Source organism: Asaia sp. BMEF1, assembly GCF_051628905.1.
Lineage (GTDB): Bacteria > Pseudomonadota > Alphaproteobacteria > Acetobacterales > Acetobacteraceae > Asaia.
Window position 1 is genome coordinate 41,210 of record NZ_CP157575.1, and the last position, 16,896, is coordinate 58,105.

Annotated in this window: 15 protein-coding genes; 12 read left to right on the forward strand and 3 right to left on the reverse strand. The window is 60.5% G+C overall.

The window, feature by feature from the left end; genetic code table 11:
- The first annotated feature begins 77 nt into the window (after window positions 1–77).
- The 5 genes from ABHV46_RS00195 (at window position 78) to recQ (ending at window position 6,074) form a co-directional block, all read left to right on the forward strand.
- On the forward strand, window positions 78–269 hold the full coding sequence (locus ABHV46_RS00195) for a hypothetical protein (protein ID WP_438382204.1): 192 nt from the start codon (window positions 78–80) through the stop codon (window positions 267–269).
- Between the two features lie 42 nt (window positions 270–311).
- Complete coding sequence (cydD, locus tag ABHV46_RS00200) at window positions 312–2,015, forward strand: thiol reductant ABC exporter subunit CydD (protein WP_438382205.1); 1,704 nt, start codon at window positions 312–314, stop codon at window positions 2,013–2,015.
- An 11-nt stretch (window positions 2,016–2,026) separates the two neighbouring features.
- Window positions 2,027–3,715, forward strand: a complete 1,689-nt coding sequence (gene cydC, locus ABHV46_RS00205) for a thiol reductant ABC exporter subunit CydC (protein WP_438384475.1) — start codon at window positions 2,027–2,029, stop codon at window positions 3,713–3,715.
- Window positions 3,716–3,810: 95 nt separating this feature from the next.
- Complete coding sequence (locus ABHV46_RS00210; RefSeq protein WP_336945452.1) at window positions 3,811–4,209, forward strand: OmpA family protein; 399 nt, start codon at window positions 3,811–3,813, stop codon at window positions 4,207–4,209.
- A gap of 29 nt (window positions 4,210–4,238) precedes the next feature.
- Window positions 4,239–6,074, forward strand: a complete 1,836-nt coding sequence (gene recQ, locus ABHV46_RS00215; protein WP_438382206.1) for a DNA helicase RecQ — start codon at window positions 4,239–4,241, stop codon at window positions 6,072–6,074.
- Window positions 6,075–6,273: 199 nt separating this feature from the next.
- Here recQ and ABHV46_RS00220 read toward each other — a convergent pair whose 3' ends face one another.
- Both ABHV46_RS00220 and ABHV46_RS00225 read right to left on the reverse strand, forming a co-directional pair.
- The gene (locus tag ABHV46_RS00220; protein ID WP_438382207.1) at window positions 6,274–7,533 is read right to left on the reverse strand and encodes an outer membrane beta-barrel protein; all 1,260 of its coding nucleotides are present in this window, start codon (window positions 7,531–7,533) and stop codon (window positions 6,274–6,276) included.
- A gap of 192 nt (window positions 7,534–7,725) precedes the next feature.
- Complete coding sequence (locus ABHV46_RS00225; protein ID WP_438382208.1) at window positions 7,726–8,208, reverse strand: copper chaperone PCu(A)C; 483 nt, start codon at window positions 8,206–8,208, stop codon at window positions 7,726–7,728.
- 74 nt (window positions 8,209–8,282) lie between these two features.
- Between ABHV46_RS00225 and nrdR the strand changes: the two genes are divergently transcribed.
- From nrdR to thiL, 3 genes are read left to right on the forward strand one after another with little or no spacing between them, the layout of a single operon-like run.
- Window positions 8,283–8,795 carry a transcriptional regulator NrdR gene (nrdR, locus tag ABHV46_RS00230; RefSeq protein WP_336945449.1) on the forward strand — a complete coding sequence of 171 codons (513 nt, stop codon included), beginning with the start codon at window positions 8,283–8,285 and terminating at the stop codon, window positions 8,793–8,795.
- Window positions 8,792–9,304 (forward strand): transcription antitermination factor NusB, encoded by a 513-nt coding sequence (gene nusB / locus ABHV46_RS00235; protein WP_438382209.1) that lies wholly within the window; start codon window positions 8,792–8,794, stop codon window positions 9,302–9,304. Before nrdR ends, nusB begins: the two co-directional genes overlap by 4 nt.
- A complete protein-coding gene (thiL, locus tag ABHV46_RS00240; RefSeq protein WP_438382210.1) occupies window positions 9,273–10,250 on the forward strand; it encodes a thiamine-phosphate kinase in 978 nt (325 codons plus the stop codon). The genes nusB and thiL overlap by 32 nt, the downstream gene beginning before the upstream one ends.
- A gap of 62 nt (window positions 10,251–10,312) precedes the next feature.
- Here thiL and ABHV46_RS00245 read toward each other — a convergent pair whose 3' ends face one another.
- On the reverse strand, window positions 10,313–11,623 hold the full coding sequence (locus ABHV46_RS00245) for a hypothetical protein (protein WP_438382211.1): 1,311 nt from the start codon (window positions 11,621–11,623) through the stop codon (window positions 10,313–10,315).
- Between the two features lie 79 nt (window positions 11,624–11,702).
- On the opposite strand from ABHV46_RS00245, the gene ABHV46_RS00250 reads away from it, so the two are divergent.
- The 4 genes from ABHV46_RS00250 (at window position 11,703) to ABHV46_RS00265 (ending at window position 16,827) form a co-directional block, all read left to right on the forward strand.
- A complete protein-coding gene (locus ABHV46_RS00250) occupies window positions 11,703–12,509 on the forward strand; it encodes an SDR family NAD(P)-dependent oxidoreductase (protein ID WP_438382212.1) in 807 nt (268 codons plus the stop codon).
- Between the two features lie 125 nt (window positions 12,510–12,634).
- The gene (glk, locus tag ABHV46_RS00255) at window positions 12,635–13,609 is read left to right on the forward strand and encodes a glucokinase (protein WP_336945444.1); all 975 of its coding nucleotides are present in this window, start codon (window positions 12,635–12,637) and stop codon (window positions 13,607–13,609) included.
- A gap of 326 nt (window positions 13,610–13,935) precedes the next feature.
- On the forward strand, window positions 13,936–15,282 hold the full coding sequence (locus tag ABHV46_RS00260) for a dicarboxylate/amino acid:cation symporter (RefSeq protein ID WP_438382213.1): 1,347 nt from the start codon (window positions 13,936–13,938) through the stop codon (window positions 15,280–15,282).
- 18 nt (window positions 15,283–15,300) lie between these two features.
- Window positions 15,301–16,827 carry an alginate export family protein gene (locus ABHV46_RS00265; RefSeq protein ID WP_438382214.1) on the forward strand — a complete coding sequence of 509 codons (1,527 nt, stop codon included), beginning with the start codon at window positions 15,301–15,303 and terminating at the stop codon, window positions 16,825–16,827.
- The last annotated feature ends 69 nt before the right edge of the window (window positions 16,828–16,896 follow it).

Consider the following 16,896-nt stretch of genomic DNA (forward strand, 5'->3'; position numbering starts at 1 on the left):
CCCAGGCATAAAGAGAGACCCCGTCGCTTTGCGGCGGGGTTTTTCATTTGTGGGCCGGCGATTGATCCGGTTGCGGCATGGCGTATCGCAAGGAGCGCTGCGAGCGACAAGCCGCCTTGCCTCTCGGGCTTTTGAACGGCCTCAAGGGGCGGCGCCAGCCCGCCACGGGTACGCTTCGGGGAGGAGGCGCCTGTCATGACCTCGCGCTCGACACGCTGGATGCCTGGACAGCCGCAAGCCGTCTAAATGTTCTGCAATCTCCGGGGTGAAACTCTACCGTTTCGTGCCCGGATTGCCTATATCCCCCGATTATGAGCGGTGTAGATAAGAAACTGGTACGGGCCTGGGTCCGGCAGCAATCCGGCCCGGCCAGACGCGCGGCGCTGCCCGTCGTGGCTGTGGGGTGTCTCAATACGCTGATTGGCATTGGTCAAGCCTGGTGTCTGGCCTCCGTCCTCGGAGTGCTGCTTCAGACGCGTGGGGCTCAGGTATTCGGCTTTATCGCTGCATTTGCGGCGCTTTCGGTCTGCCGCGCCCTGTGTCTCTATTTTCAGGAAAATCTGGCCGCACGCGCCGGTATTGCCGCCAGAGAGCGTCTGCGTCGTTCGGTGCTGGACTCTGTGATCGGTATCGGTCCCGCGCTATTGCGTCGTCAGCATTCCGCCGAAATAGCGGCTCTTCTGGTCGATCGTATCGAGGTGCTCGATGGGTATTTTGCCCGCTGGCTCCCCGCCTCGATGACCTGGATGGTGTTCCCCGTTTTCGTGCTTGCGGCGGTTTTCGTCGTTGATCCGCGTGCGGCATTGATTTTGGCCGTCTGTGGCACGCTCGTCCCGGTCTCTCAGGCCGTTTTCGGCATCGGGGCAGCTTTGGCCTCACGCAACCAGTTTCTGGCTATGGTGCGTCTCCAGGCACGGTTTCTCGACCGGATCAGGGGGATTGCGACCATCGTTCTCTCCAACGCGACAGAGCGCGAGGCAAGTGCCCTGTCGGGCGCCGCGGACGATCTGCGTAAACGTACCGTAAAGATCCTGCGCGTCGCATTCCTCTCTTCGGCCGCGATCGATGTCGCCATGGTGGTCGCGATCATCATGATCGTGCTGACGCAGGGACATTTCATTCATATCGACGCTTTCGCAGCGCCGAGCATCTATCCCGCTCCACATTTTACAGAGACGCTCTTTGCACTTTTCCTCGTGCCCGAGTTCTTTGCCCCGTTCCGGGGGCTCGCTCTGGCCTATCAGGATCGCGCCCATGCTGCCGGTGCGGCTGAGGCCATGGAGGCGATCCAGAGCGGCGAGACCCTGCCTGGAGACGAAGACAGAACTACGCTTGCCTCCCCGGTTCTGGTTGTCACAGTCAAGGCAGAAGGCCTGTCCTATCGCTGGAACGAGACAGCACCATGGGTTCTCGAAGATCTGAATTTTTCGGTGGCGCCGAACGACATCCTGGTGCTTGACGGCCCGTCCGGCGCGGGCAAGTCGACACTTATCGAGTTGTTGCTCGGCTTCATCAAGCCCAGCGCGGGGACCATCCGGTTCAACGACCGCGATATAGCGACGCTGCGAGGCCGCGATATCGCGCGCCATCTTGCCTGGATCGGCCAGAAGCCGGTGCTCTTCGCGGGTAGTTTGCGCGACAACCTGCTTTTTGCGCGACCTGACGCTGATGAGATGCGCTTGCAGCGTGCGATTGAGGCAGCGGCGATCGACCGTTTTCTGAAAGACCTCCCACAGGGACTGGACACGGTGATCGGTGAGGGCGGCTTTGGGCTCTCGGGCGGCCAGGCCCAGCGTGTGGCGATTGCGCGCGCCTATCTCAAGGACGCGCCGCTGCTTCTGCTTGATGAGCCGACCGTCCATCTCGACCCGGAAACCGAAGCCGGGATCATCGAGGCGCTGCGTCGCCTGTCTGAAGGGCGGACTGTCATTCTCAGCGCTCACTCCCCGGCAATGAAGGCGCTCGGCACGAAATCCCTGCGGCTCGGTATGTCCATGGCAGCGGAGCCAAGCTGATGAGCGACACCATGAAGGCAACACCCTGCGCGACAGCACGCCGTCAGGCAGAACGGCACGGGAACTCCGCGGCGTTGCGCCGTATCCTGCATGTGTGGCGTCCATTTTATGGAAGGCTCGGCTTCGGTCTTCTGCTTTCGGCTCTGGCGCTGCTGAGCAGCCTGGCTTTGATGTGGAATGCGGGTCTTGGCGTTTCGGCGCTGGCGGTCGGGACGGCTCTTGCTTTTGGAATGCTGCGCCTGTTCGGTGGGGCGCGTATTCTGTTGCGCTATGCCGAGCGCCTTTTCGCGCATGATGCCATGTTCCGCGCGCTCGCCGCATTGCGTGTCTGGTTCTTTACCCATCTCGCCAGGGGCGCTGCGGCAGGGCTCGGTTTCAGGCGGGCGGGCGATCTGATGAATCGTCTGGTCGGGGATATCGAGCTTCTCGACAATCTCTATCTCCGCATCGCCATGCCGGTACTGGGTATTGCGGTTTCTCTGCCCGTTCTGGCGTTCGTCGCAGGCGAGCAGGACTGGCGGCTCGGCGTGATACTCTCCGGACTTTTTGCAATTGCAGCGGTGGTTGTGCCGCTTCTCGCGGCGCAACAGGCGGCGCAGCGGAGCGGCGAAATGCGTCATGCAGAATCCTCGCTGCGCGTGGCGGCGCTCGATCTCGCAACCGGACTGCGCGAGGCGCGCGCGTTTTCCGGTGAGGGCCGCCTTGCCGAGCGTATCACGCGGGAAGAAGCGCGGCTGCACCGTGCCCAGCGCGCGCAACAAAGGGCAATGGCAGGGGCAGGGGCCTTTTCCTATCTCAGCGGACAGGTCGCTCTGGCGGTCATTTTGTTGGCCCTTGCTGGTTTCGCCGGGCTTGGGATGAGTTTTCTCTCCGGTGTGGCGCTCGTGTTTTTGACCGGTACGGTTTTCGAGTCTGTTGCCACATTGGCACGCACCAGCGTTCTTGCCGGACAGGTCAGCCAGGCGGCGCAGCGCGTGGTCGCCATAGCCGATCAGGACGTGGCTGTCGCAAAGGGCTGTGCCGCCCCGGAGGCGGGAGATATCGTTTTGCGCGATGTTCACTTCCGCTGGGGGGGCAGCCGTGCTCCGGTGCTTGATGGATTGTCGATGACCATTCATGCTGGTGAGCATGTTGCGTTGATCGGCCCCTCCGGAGCGGGAAAATCCAGTCTTGCCGCCCTGCTTCTCAAGGTTGCGGCGCCCGAGCGGGGCGACATCCTGTTCGGGGGGCATACGCTCGATACGCTCGACACGGAGAGCCTGCGTTCGCGTATTGGCTGGCTATCTCAGGCGACGCATCTCTTTGCCGACACTATTCGCAACAACCTGCTGCTCGGTCGTGAAAATATCGACGATGCACGGCTATGGGACGTGCTGGAGCGGGCGGGAATTGCAGAAACGGTTCAGGCGCTTCCCGATGGGCTGGATAGCTGGATCGGCGAGAGCGGCACGCGGCTCTCGGGGGGGCAGGGACGACGCATCGCCCTGGCGCGGACACTGCTTCAGGATGCGCCCGTCATGGTGCTCGATGAGCCAGCGACCGGGCTCGATTCAGCCACTGAACGCGCTTTTCTCGAAACGCTGGGACGCACGATGCAGGGCCGCACAGTCATTCTCATCGCTCATCGTCTGACCGGGGTAGAGAGTCTCGATCATGCCTGGCGGCTGGAGGGCGGGAAGGCGCATCCGCTGCCGCTTTGACCGGCGCGAGGGCAGTCTGCTTGACGGAAAGAGTGTCACACGGCAGTGACAGAAACACGGCCCCGTGGATGTCACGGCGATTCGAAAAGGAAATAATGATGCGTCGTCTGCCTGTGATGTTGTCGGTCTGCGCCCTCGCAGGTCTTTCGGCCTGTACAAGCGGGGCCGATCGCGACCGCTACCCTGTCTTTTTCGAACCCGCTTCGACCGCGGTTTCGCCGACGGCACAGGCTATTATTGACAAGGCTGCGGCTGATGCGCGCGATAATCACGCGAAGACGGTCGAAGTGATCGGTCATTCAGGGGCACATGGCAATCTCTCTGCCGATGAGATGCTTTCTGTCGAGCGCGCGAAGGTCGTTGCTGCGGCTTTGACCAAGGCCGGTGTCGGTGGTGCCCAGATCACGCAGATCGCCCATCCGCCCAAGAATAACGAGGATGCCAGTGTTGCCTCGCGTCTCGTGACGATCGAAGTCGATCCGTCGACACCCTGATCCTCCAGTAACGCGACATACCCCGCTCTTTGACCGGCACCGATCCCTTTTCTCCAGGCAGCGATGAGAACCCTGATGCGGTTCTGAAGCGCGTCTTTGGTTTCGACACGTTTCGCGGCCAGCAGGAAGAAGTGATCGGTGCCGTCATGGCAGGCGAGGATGTGCTCGTCATCATGCCTACCGGCGGAGGAAAAAGCCTCTGTTATCAGGTGCCTGCGTTATGCCGACCAGGCATGGGCATTGTCATCTCCCCGCTGATTGCGTTGATGGACGACCAGGTGGCCGCCCTCCGCCAGCTCGGTGTCAACGCCGCAGCGCTGCATTCCGAACTTCCCCCCGATCGCCTAGACCAGACACGCGCCGATCTGCGAGAGGGACGTATCGATCTTCTATATGTCTCCCCGGAGCGGCTTGTGTCACCCGGCACGGCGCGTTGGCTGGCGCGCAACCCGATTTCGGTGCTCGCGATAGACGAAGCGCATTGCGTTTCTGCCTGGGGGCATGAGTTCCGGCCCGAATATCGCGCTCTGGCCGATCTGCCGAGCGTCTTCCCTAGCGTGCCGCGTATCGCCCTGACAGCGACCGCCGACTCTCGCACGCAGGACGACATCCTGCTGGCGCTGGGCATGCCCGATGCGAAGCGGCTGACATCGAGCTTTCACCGTCCCAATCTCTTTCTGGCGGCGTTGCCCAAAGGATCGGAGACGAAGCAGGTTCAGGACGCTCTCACACCCCATCGCGAAGATGCGGCGATCGTCTATTGCGGCAGTCGTAACCGGACCGAGCGCATGGCGAAAAGCCTCCGGGAGCGGGGTTTCAACGCACTGCCTTATCATGCCGGTCTTTCGTCACAGGAAAAACACGCGACTCTCATGCGGTTTCGCAGCGGCGAGCCCATGGTGATCGTTGCAACTGTCGCTTTCGGCATGGGGATCGACCGGCCCGATGTGCGCTGCGTCGTTCATCTCGACATGCCCGCCTCGCCCGAGGCCTATTATCAGCAGATCGGTCGTGCCGGACGTGACGGGGAGCCTGCGGATACGCTGCTGCTCTATGGCGGTGAAGACATGGCCCGCGCCCGTCACTGGCTCGAGCAATCGACGGCGCCGGACACCGAAAAGCGTGTGATGCACGCGCGTCTCGAAAGCATGATCGCGCTGACCGAGACAGTCGGCTGCCGAACCAAGGCGCTCCTGGCCTGTTTCGGCGAGGCGCTCTCAACGCCGTGCGGGCATTGCGATAATTGCCGCACCCCCGCCGAGACATTCGACGGCACCGAGGCAGCGCAGAAAGTGCTTTCGGCAATCTATCGCACTGGCCAGCGTTTCGGCGCCGTGCATCTGACGACCGTCTTGCGCGGGAAGCTGACAGAGGCCATCGAGCGCCATGCCCATCAGCATCTGACGGTGTTCGGTGTGGGCAAGGAGCATTCCGAGCAATGGTGGCGCGGAGTCATTCGTCAACTGATCGCGCGCGGCGCGATCAGAATGAGCGGCGAGCATGGCGCGCTCGGCCTGGATGTCGAGTCAGCGCGTCCCTTGCTACGCGGAGAAGAAAGCCTGCGCCTGCGTGTGGACCCGCTCAGGCCTGCGGCGAGTGCCGGTAGAGTAGCGTCGTCCTCCACGTTGATAGACTCGCTTGATGACCGGGAGCGGCACCGTTTCGATGCGCTGCGTCAGTGGCGACGTGACGAGGCGCGGGAACAGGAGATTCCCCCTTACGTCATTTTTCACGACGCGGTGCTCACCGAAATTGCACGTGAAAATCCGGAGAGCGTGGAAGAGCTGTCGTTGATAAAGGGCGTGGGGGCGTCGAAGCTCAAACGGTACGGCGATGCAGTCATCGAAGCTCTTTCTGAAACCTAGTTTTCTATGAGTCAGGCGGCTCGTCGCCAGAGGCAGCCTGCAACGTGCCGAGGCGAATAATTTGTCTACTGTCCGATATCTGGCGGGGCAAACAGGCATGATCGAGCTCAATAAGACCCATGCCTGACTTTGCGCGGTACTTTTGGCAGATAGTCAGCCTCAGATTCGTTCGGCATGGCGCAATGACCTGACAGCGGCGTCAGAAACCGATCATGGCATCGCCACCGAAGGTGAACATGCCGGTGTTGCGCCCATCGTTGAACGGAGAGGTGCCGTTGAGCGAGCGGTCGAAGCGGATCTCGGGACGCAAAGCAAAAACGCGAATGCCGTGACCCAGATCGGGGCGGTAGGTGACGCCCAGTGTGAGTGCGCCATAGGTGGTGGCAGGCGCCGTCTGCACGGGCGCATAGCCGCCGAGGAAGGCATTCATGTAAGCCTGGTTCGTCAGGAAGTTGACGACGAACATGCCGCTGTTATCGCGATAGAGTTCGCCGCGATAATTGAAGGTCAGGCTCGGGGTGATCTTGTAGGCAGCGAAAGTGACAACGCTCCAGGTCTCGGCGCGCAGACCGTCATCATGCAGGAAGTTGAATTCGCCGGTCAGGCTGAGCTTGTCATTGACCGTATAGAAGGCCGCAATGTCATTCCACCAGCGTTGTGCCGTGTTGGCACGCGGGCCAAGCGCCGCAACAGCGTTTTCAGGACCCACGCGGGACAGTTCGGCAATGTTCAGCTTGCCATGGGCGAGACCGTTCAGGTTGAAGCCGAAATAGCCGGCGGCGGCATTGTTGTTGTCGTTGCGGCCCCATGTGGTCTGGTTGCCGGTATCGACACCGAAATTGAAGTCGATCATCGGGGTGACATGCCAGTGGAACATGGCACCGAGATGCTCGAACGGCACGGAATACTGCGATGTATAGGCCAGGGAATAGAAGGGGCGCAGCGTCGGATCGAGCACCTCGACACCCATGGGGGCTGGCAGGATGCCCGCCTGCATGTCGATGCCGCCCTTGGAGAATATCGGCGCATGAACGTCGATATGGGCCTGAGCCGGAAGAAGCTGATAGCGGTCGCTCGTCACTTTGTTCGACAGGCCGAGCAGGTGGTAATAACGGGCATCGGAGCCGTAAAGCGCTTCGAGCATGAACCCGACCTGAAATTCGGACTTGGTTGGATCGATCGCCTTGGAGAGGGTGAGGCTGATCTGGTTCAGCTGCGCCTGATTGGCATGGTCGCCCAGAAAATTGCCGAAATTGATGCCGTTATCGGGGCGGGCCGGATTGGCCATGATGCCGCCTTCGATGAGCCCTGACAGGTTGACGCCCTGTAGCCAGGGGTTGGAGGCCGTCTTGAACAGGGCGATTTCGGCACGGGCCGGTTCCTGCATCGCGGTCGTGGCGAGGAAAATAACTGTCGCCGTTGCGGTCACTTTGCGGCGTTTTGAGATGAGATGGCGCATCAAATTTTCTCCCCCTGTTCAGAAGGGGTGTTTTCGCGCGGAACGCCATAGTGGAAACAGAGGCGGTAATTCGCGGTTTTATAGGAATTTCATAGTGTGAAGGAAACGCAGCGATGTCCCTGGAGGGAGCGAGTGAGTCATCCCCGTTCCCTCTGACAATGTTGCGGTCGTGGTGCTGACGGCATCGCGGGTTTAATCGCGCAGTTTGAAGCTCACGGTCGTGCTAGAACCGCCCAGATATTTGAAGGTAAGAGGCACGGTGTCGCCAGTTTTGATCGTGTCGGGAAAGTTACGGCAGATCAGGTGATAACCGCCCTCGGGGAAGACCATGGTCATATCGCCCGGGATAGTGAAATGCGAAAAGAGATTTGCCGTGTGGCTGGTTACCTCCTGTTCGCTGTGAAAAGCCTCGATGTCGCTGCAATCCGGCGAGGTCACTCCCGAAATCAGATGGGGTTCATGCCCCTTATTAACAATTGTGAAATAAGCCGCTGCGAGAGTGGGGTAACGGGGTGCACGCCGTATCCAGCCCTCGATGGAGATATCGCGATTGGCGTTTTTCTGCCCGGGGAGGTTATTATCGTCTGTCTGGGCATACGCTTCAGGCAGCGTCAGCGCTGAGCCTGTCATAAAAACCGTCACGAGCGATGCCAGAATAGCTTGCACTCTTTTCACCGATACGCTCCTTTCTGCCCCCGGTCCGAGCGGCCGGGTTCGTGCCATCATCTGCCCATCAGGGGGAAACTCTTATGAATTGTCCGTTCTGCGGCCATGAAGATACGCAGGTCAAGGATAGTCGTTCGACTGATGATGGTGCGGCAATTCGTCGACGTCGCGTCTGCGCCGGATGTGCCCAGCGTTTCACGACGATAGAGCGGGTGCAATTGCGTGAACTCGTGGTGACCAAGATGGATGGCCGCCGCGTGCCTTTCGATCGCGACAAGCTGGCACGTTCGATCCGCATCGCGCTGCGCAAGCGCCCGGTGGAGGAAGAGCGCCAGGAGCGTATCGTGAACGGGCTGGTACGTCAGCTCGAAGCCTCGGGGGAGGCAGAAATTTCTTCGTCGCGCATCGGCGAATTGGCGATGGATGCATTGCACAGCATCGACGGTGTCGCTTATGTGCGCTTTGCAAGTGTGTATCGCGATTTTCGCGAAGTAGAGGCTTTCTCGAAGCTTTTGACGGATATGCGTCCCGGTGAGGAGGGAGGGCTCCTGCCTGCCCCCGGCAAGCGCGAGAAAGACAAGGAAACAGGAAAATGACCGACCAAGCCCAGACCAAGAACCCGCCCAAGCGTTCGCGTACCGTTGCTCGTGTTGCGGCTGTTCAGGCGCTGTTTCAGTGCGAGCAGGGGGGCGAAAATGCCGAGACGGTCATCAACCAGTTCCAGCGTCACCGTCTGGGGTCGAGCCAGGAAGACGGTTTTGAAGAAGGCTATGTGCCCGATGCCGATTTCCGTCTTTTCGGTCTGATCGTGAAGGGTACGACGCTCGCTCAGGATCGTATCGACGAAGCTCTGGTTGGCGCGTTGCCGGCAAGCTGGCCGCTTGCGCGTCTCGACCCGGTTTTGCGCGCCCTTCTGCGTGCGGCTCTGTGGGAGCTGGGTGAGGACACGCCGGCGCGTGTCGTGATCAACGAATATCTCGATGTCGCACACGGATTTTTCTCCGGTGACGAGGCCCGCCTCGTGAATGGTGTGCTGGACGCCATCAGCAAGAACCGTAGCGCAACAAAAGAGAATGCATCCCAGAACGAGCTCGACGCTGGCTGAAATGAGCGGCGGCGAGTTCGATTTCATCGAGCGCTTCTTCAAGCCGCTGGCAGGAGAAGGTGCGCTCGGGCTGAGTGACGATGCAGCCCTGTACGATCTGCCATCGGACAGGCAGATGATCCTCTCGACCGATACGCTGGTCGAGGCCGTTCATTTTCTGCCTGACGATCCGGCTGAGACGATCAGCCGCAAATTGCTGCGTGTCAGCCTGTCCGATTGTGCGGCCATGGGGGCAGTGCCTAAGGCGTATCTGCTGAATGTCAGCCGTCCTGCCTCGTTCGACGACCAATGGTTTGCGAGCTTCAGCACCGGTCTTGCGCTCGATCAGGCCCAGTACGGCGTGCGCTTGCTGGGCGGCGATACGACTGGCACACGCGGCCCGCTCGTCCTCGGCCTGACGATCCTCGGCGAGGTGGCGCGAGGGAAGGCCGTCAGCCGGGCTGGTGCCATTGTGGGGGACGATCTCTGGGTGACGGGCACGATCGGCGATGCCGCGCTTGGGTTACAGGCCCTTCTTGGCGAATTGCCCGACCCGGAGGGTTATCTGACGGGGCGCTATCGTCTGCCGCAGCCACGCGTGGGATTCCCGCTACAGGATCTGGCCAGTGCGGGATTGGATGTGTCTGACGGGCTGGTACAGGACGCCGGGCATCTGGCCCATGAAAGCGGGGTTGCCATCGAAATCGAGGCCGACGCCGTTCCCCTTTCTGCACAGGCGCGTGCGGCTGGTCCTGCGTGGTTCGAGACCTGTCTGACGGGCGGAGATGACTATGAGCTCTTGTTTGCAGCGCCCAGAACAAGCGCCGTGCAAATCATCGAAGCCGGGAAGGCTGCAGGACTGCCCGTGACCCGTATCGGGCGTGTCATCGCCGGGCATGGTGTCAGGGTGCTCGACAGCGAGCGGTGCGAGGTCAAACTGTCACGGCAGGGATGGCAGCATTTCTGAACGGGAGAAGGCCGACCCGAAGGGGGCGGCCTTCTGCCCTGCCTGCGAGGCAGGCTTATCTCTCACGACGCCGTCTGATCGATCTCTTTCTCGTAGATGCGATGGAGCTTGTTGGGTTCCGGCACCAGGCGTTTGACTAGGTTGAGCATCGGGGTATTCGTTTCGAGAATCCAACCCAACTCGACGGATTTATAGGGAAGTGTTGCCCGGCGGCGGATCAGCTCGTCGATCGCCAGAGAGGGCATGAGCGCCCCGAGCAGAGTGCCGCGCACCTTGTGAGATACTCCGAGCAGGATCACGCGGGCTGATTCGAAACGATGAGAGAGAAGGCGCGCACCCAGCTTTGCCCAGCCAAGGGGAGACGGCGCCCCATCGATGTCACGCACGATGTCGAAGATATTGGGTACCATGAGCGCCATGGCAGCAGGCTCGCCAGCGTGGTCGATCTGCACGTAATGCTCAGGGCGGAGCACGAGCTTCAGCTGTTCGATCAGTCCCGTCATTTCGTAGGATTGAAGCGGCACGAAATTATAGGTGTCCGCCCAGGCGTCATTATAGAGCGAACGAAGCACCTCGCCCTGAGCGGTGATCTGCTTCTTCGAGAGATGCGATACGGTCACGTCACCAAGCTTGCCCTGACCGGGCTTGAGCGCGCCCGGCACAATATGTCTGTCGTCGAGGTCGTCGGTGAGGTCGAGCTTGAAGGTGAGCAGATCGCGACCTGTCTCGAAACCGAGCGATTCGATGATCCCGTGCAGCTCGGGGGGATGCCAGGGTGTGCCGATCATAGGGGCTTCTGTCTGGCCTTTGATCATAAGCCCAGACTCTCCGTGATAGCCGAGTGTCACGGGCCCGCGCATACGGGCCATACCCTGATCGCGCAGCCAGAGTTCTGCCGTGTCGAGCAGGGCCTTGACGATAGGCTTCTCAGGCAGGGCATCGAGTGCACCGAACCAGCCGATTTTCTCATCCCAGGCTTCGAGTGCCTTGCCGTCGACGACGGCAGAAATGCGTCCCACAACCACGCCATCGCGCCAAGCCATGAAATAACGCACCGAAGCATGGCGGAAAATGCCGTTGCGCTTGGGGTTGAGCAGATCGTTCTGCTCCATATCCAGCGGCGGCATGTAGCCTTCGCATCCCTTATAGAGGACGCGGGGAAGCTGCGTGAACAGCTTGAGTTCCTTGCGAGAGATAACCGGTCTCACGGTTATCATACCCGTTGTCTGTGTGCAGTCGAAAGCAAGAAGGCTGCCCGGATCGTCGTTACGCTGATCGGTCTGGCGTGGCTCGATGGCGGAGCGGGAAGTGACCACTCGGTCAGCGACAAGCGCGTCGGTTACAATCTGGCGGGAATCTGCTGCGTCCGGCAAGGTGAACTCTCTATTGCAATAGGCCGGTCGGTCCTTATGGCTTAACCGGAACATACCTTAATTGACGAAAGCGCGGTGAATGTCACGTCCAGAACGGTTTGCAAAGGCACAGTATGTGCCCAGTCATGCCCTTATCACCGGCGCCTCCGGCGGTCTGGGGCGGGCACTGGCTCTGCATTATGCCCGAGCGGGCACGCATCTCACGCTCTGGGGGCGCAACGAGCAGAGGCTGGAGGCCGTTGCGGCGTCCTGCCGCCAGCAGGGGAGCGAAGTGACCTGCCATGTTCTCGCTCTGACCGATCTCGATGCCGGTATCGCTCTTTTTCGAAAGGATGACTCGCGCCTTCCCGTCGATCTGCTCATTCTCAATGCCGGGGTCTCCGATATCCGACCTGAGGGCTCGGTAACCGAGACAGTCGAGGCGGTGAAGGAGGCGGCTCTCGTCAATTATGCCGCTCCGGTCACCCTGGCGACCGAGGCAGCATCCGCCATGGCGTTGAGAAAACAGGGGCGTATCGTGTTTATGGGCTCCGTAGCCGCGCATCACGATCTGCCTTTTGCCTCGGCCTACAGCAGCTCCAAAGCCGGTCTGAGCCGTTTTGCCACCTGTCTTCACGCTGCTATGGCGCCTCACAAGGTGGGCGTGACGCTCATAGAGCCCGGCTATATCGATACCGCGATGAGCCGCAGACTGGATGGCGCGAGACCATTCCTCGTTTCGGCCGAGAAGGCAGCAGCGCTGATTGCCGAGGCCGCAGCACGCAAGCGCGCCGTGCTGATCTTTCCCCGGCTTTTCACTCTGCTCAAGCTTGTTTCCATTCTGGTGCCTCGACCGATCGCTCACCGCCTGCTGCGTCTGGCGAAAGTGAAACAGAAAGCGCTCTGAGCGAGAATTGTGACCCAAGGTGTTGACGCCGGCCGGATAGACTGCAACTTCTTGCCCAAGAAACGCCTGATCGTCAGCCAAGGCTGGTTCGTGTTCGGGCATCTCCCCGCAAAATGGAGCAAGTGATGCAGGATATTGTCACCGTCGATATTGGAGGCACGAACGCGCGGTTCGCGATCGCCAAGGTCGATCAGGGGCGTGTTGTCGAGCTTGGTGAAGCGACAACGCTGCGCACGGCAGATCATGCGAGCCTTGCCCTCGCCTGGGAGGCCTTCGGTCGCGCGATCGATCGCGAGTTACCGCGCTATGCCGGTATCGCCATCGCCTGCCCGATCCAGGGCGAAACGCTCAAGATGACCAACAACCCCTGGATCATCCAGCCTGCCATGCTGGCAGAGCGTCTGCACCTTGAAGACTTCACGCTCGTGAACGATTTCGGTGCTGTCGGTCACGCCGTGGCCCAGATCGACGATCAGTATCTGGAGCATCTCTGCGGACCTGACCGCCCTTTGCCCACCGAGGGTACGACCACCATCGTTGGGCCAGGCACGGGCCTCGGGGCTGCCTGTCTGCTGCGTCGCAAGGGGCAGTATTTCGTGATCGAGACCGAGGGCGGCCATATCGATTTCGCCCCGCTCGATGAATTCGAAGACAAGATCCTGCGTGCGCTCCGCCGCCGTTTCCGCCGCGTATCCGCCGAGCGTATCGTCTCCGGCCCCGGCCTGACCAATCTTTATGAAATCATTGCCGAGATGCAGGGCCTGCCCATCACCATGCGCGACAACAAGGCGCTTTGGGAAATGGCCATGGAAGGCCGTGACTCGATGGCGGCTGCCGCGCTCGAGCGCTTCTTCCTGTCTCTCGGCGCCGTTGCAGGCGATCTCGCACTCGCCCATCGCGCGCAAGGCGTCGTCATTGCCGGTGGGCTCGGCCTGCGTGTGGCCGACAAGCTGCCGCATTCGGGATTTGCCGAGCGTTTTGTCGCCAAGGGGCGTTTCGAGAGCATGATGGGCGATATGCCCGTGAAAATTATCACCCATCCGCAGCCCGGCCTGTTCGGCGCGGCCGCTGCCTTTGCCTCGGATCACCCGCAACTTTGACCCTGACGCGGCGGCCCATGCCCTTGGGCGATCAAGGCGCAGCAGGCTGAGACCGGGCGACCGGGTGTTCTGGGCGCCGTTCAAGTAAGTCGTTAGTCATATTAAGAAATACGAGCAGTTCATCGTTATGAAGCCCGGCCTCAGGTCGGGCTTTTGTCGTTTGTCGGTCTCTGGCAGACGCTATCGTTACTTCAGGTTAGTGCCGCTTGCCTGCTGTCAAGAAAATGTGCTTTTGCGTGGCAGCAATCTTTGCTTACACCCTTAATAATTACAATAATGTAACCTGAGCGCAGCATTCCGGGCGTGATCGGACATAAAGGCCAGATATGAAAATCGTTCCGACCACAGAGAGCACAGAAGCGCCGCGCGCAGGGGCCAAGCGTAAACCTTTTTATACGCACACCTATTTTCAGGTGCTTTTTGCGATTGTCGTCGGGTCTCTGATCGGCCATTTCGAGCCGCAGACCGGGCAGGCGCTTCGCCCCTTCGGCGATGGCTTTATCCGTCTGGTGAAGATGATCATCCCGCCCGTGATCTTTCTTACGATCGTGACCGGCATTGCGGGCATGCGGGATCTGCGTGCGGTGGCGCGCGTCGCAGGCAAGACCTTCGGTTATTTTCTTTTCTTCTCGACGCTCGCCCTGATCGTCGGGCTGATCACCGCCAATGTCATCCGCCCTGGCGCAGGTATCCACGCTAAAATCGGGGCAGCGGGCGAGTATAGCGCGAGTGTCGCGGGGTATATCGGCAAGGCGCATGAAAGCAGCGTCACCGAGTTCGTGCTGAACATCATCCCGGATACCTTCGTATCGGCTCTGACGACCGGTAACATCCTTCAGGCGCTGTTTGTCGCTATTCTGACCGGTATCGGCCTCGCGCTCATGGGTGAGAGAGGCGCACGCGTCTATGACGTGCTCGAAGAGATATCGGCGGTCGCTTTTCGTATCGTCGCCATTCTGATGAAAGCCGCACCGATCGGTGCCTTTGGCGCGATGGCGTTCACGGTTGGCAAATATGGCGCCAGCAGCCTTGCCGATCTCGCCACGCTCGTTGTCACCTTTTATCTGACCGCCATCGTTTTTGTTGTCGTCGTTCTTGGGGTCGTCGGTCGCCTGGCCGGGTTCTCCATTCTGCGTCTGATCGCCTATCTGCGCGCGGAGTTGCTGCTTGTTCTGGGCACGTCGTCTTCAGAGAGTGCCCTGCCGAGCCTGATGGCCAAGATGGAGCAGGCCGGTTGCCCCAAGAGCATCGTCGGGCTGGTTGTGCCGATGGGTTATTCGTTCAACCTCGATGGCACCAATATCTATATGACGCTTGCGGCGCTGTTCATCGCGCAGGCTTATGACATTCATCTCAGCTTCGGTCAGCAGATCCTGCTGCTCGGCATGGCCATGTTGTCGTCGAAGGGCGCCGCCGGCGTGACGGGGGCAGGGTTCATCACCCTGGCCGCCACGCTGTCCATCCTGCCCACCATACCGGTTGCCGGTATCGCGCTCATTCTTGGTGTCGATCGTTTCATGAGCGAATGCCGCAGCCTGACCAATTTCATCGGCAATGCCGTGGCGACGATTGTCGTCGCCCGATGGGAAGGTGTGCTCGATCGAGATCGACTGGCCCAGGCTCTGGGCGCTCACGGTTCCGGCCTTGCCGCCCCACCTGTCATTCCCGAGTAAGAGGCGGGGTTCGGAATCATGGCGTTCAGTTTTTCGCCCCATGCTTGCCTCCGGTCTCTCGGCTTGGCAACGACCGCTCTTTGCCTGTGGGGCGCGATGTCCCAGGCACAGGCACAACAGGGGCATAACCCTGCGCCCGACCCCGCCTCGCAGACGCGTGCGCCGGCCGAGCCTGCGGTTAGTACCTATCCCGCCCCTGCGGCTGGAGACGGGCTGACGACTTCCGGCTATAATCTCTCACGCTGGGCCGAAGACTGGTCGAAGATGCGCTATGCGAAAAACCGCCGCGATTTTCTCGACCGTCTCAAATTCATACCGCTCAACGGCAGGCAGAACATTTATCTTACTTTCTCCGGTGAAATGCGGCTGCGTCTGAACCAGACAAGCAACCCGAATCTCAAGAAAAACCCGGCTCAGCGTCAGGACATCATGCGTGTCGTCGGCGGTGCCGATCTGCACATCACGCGTTATTTCCGGGCTTTCGGCGAACTGGCCCATGGGGGCATCTCCGGCCCTAATATCGGCGTGCCTACCGCAAGTATGCGCAACAAGCTGGTGTTTCAGCAGTATTTTGCCGAGGCGGATGCCCCTTTGCCGGGTCTCAACGCGGGCGTGCGCTATGGTCGACAGGAATTCACCGACGGCGCCAATCTGCTGACGTCGCAGCGGGATAATAATACGCTGCGTTTTGCCCTGAACGGCACGCGTTTCTGGCTACGCGGCAAGAGACTGCGCGGCGATTTTTTCGATTTTCATTACACGCGCCTCGGACATGGTGGGACGCGTGACGACGTGATTAATCGAGATATCCGGTTTTCGGGTGGCACGGCCGGGATCGTCATTCCGAATGATTTTCTCGGCAAATCGAAGCTCTATCTCGATCCATTCGTGTGGAGATTGCGCAATCGCCACGCTGTCTGGGGCAGTGGCCCGGCGCGTGAAGATCGGCTTTATTATGGGCTGCGCCTTTGGGGCGATGTCGACCGTCTGACGGTAGACTGGGTCGCCAATTATCAGGGTGGTCACTATGACGGGCGGCGCATTGAGGCGTTTCAGATCTTTCTGGCGCAGACCTATCGCCTGGGCGCCGGGCGCACCGCCCCTCGTATCGGCCTGCATGGGGATTATGCCAGCGGCGGCGGTGCTTTCGGCAAAGGAACGCTGCGCAACGCCTATGCCCCTTTCGGGAATAACATCTATTACAGCTATCAGCTTTTCCTGACCCCTACGAACCTGATCGCCCTCGCGCCAAATATAACCGTCTCTCCGATCGAGAGCCTGCGTCTGACGCTCGAGCATCAGTTCGCCTGGCGTGCGAGCCTGACCGATGCGGTCTATCGCGCCAATGGATCGGCCTTTTCAGGGACACAGAAAACCCATGCGAGACGCGTTGCGCAATCGACCCGTTTGCAGGGCGTCTGGACTTGGACGCCAAGACTGAGCTTTACGGGGCGCTACGAGCATCTTCAGGCAGGCCCGGCGCTGACACGGGCAGGATATAGCAGCTCGGATTTCGTGGCTGGCTGGGCCAATTACCGCTTCTGACGCTATGCCGGTCAGAGCCCGGCCAGAGCGACCGGTATCGCTGAACCCCTGACGCGATTGGTCGCAGGA

Bases quoted from the DNA above. Each gene is read 5' to 3' on its own strand.
- ABHV46_RS00195 (WP_438382204.1), top strand. From the start codon at position 78: ATGGCGTATCGCAAGGAGCGCTGCGAGCGACAAGCCGCCTTGCCTCTC.
- cydD (WP_438382205.1), top strand. From the start codon at position 312: ATGAGCGGTGTAGATAAGAAACTGGTACGGGCCTGGGTCCGGCAGCAA.
- cydC (WP_438384475.1), top strand. From the start codon at position 2,027: ATGAAGGCAACACCCTGCGCGACAGCACGCCGTCAGGCAGAACGGCAC.
- ABHV46_RS00210 (WP_336945452.1), top strand. From the start codon at position 3,811: ATGATGCGTCGTCTGCCTGTGATGTTGTCGGTCTGCGCCCTCGCAGGT.
- ABHV46_RS00220 (WP_438382207.1), bottom strand. From the start codon at position 7,533: ATGCGCCATCTCATCTCAAAACGCCGCAAAGTGACCGCAACGGCGACA.
- nrdR (WP_336945449.1), top strand. From the start codon at position 8,283: ATGAATTGTCCGTTCTGCGGCCATGAAGATACGCAGGTCAAGGATAGT.
- nusB (WP_438382209.1), top strand. From the start codon at position 8,792: ATGACCGACCAAGCCCAGACCAAGAACCCGCCCAAGCGTTCGCGTACC.
- thiL (WP_438382210.1), top strand. From the start codon at position 9,273: ATGCATCCCAGAACGAGCTCGACGCTGGCTGAAATGAGCGGCGGCGAG.
- ABHV46_RS00250 (WP_438382212.1), top strand. From the start codon at position 11,703: ATGTCACGTCCAGAACGGTTTGCAAAGGCACAGTATGTGCCCAGTCAT.
- glk (WP_336945444.1), top strand. From the start codon at position 12,635: ATGCAGGATATTGTCACCGTCGATATTGGAGGCACGAACGCGCGGTTC.
- ABHV46_RS00260 (WP_438382213.1), top strand. From the start codon at position 13,936: ATGAAAATCGTTCCGACCACAGAGAGCACAGAAGCGCCGCGCGCAGGG.
- ABHV46_RS00265 (WP_438382214.1), top strand. From the start codon at position 15,301: ATGGCGTTCAGTTTTTCGCCCCATGCTTGCCTCCGGTCTCTCGGCTTG.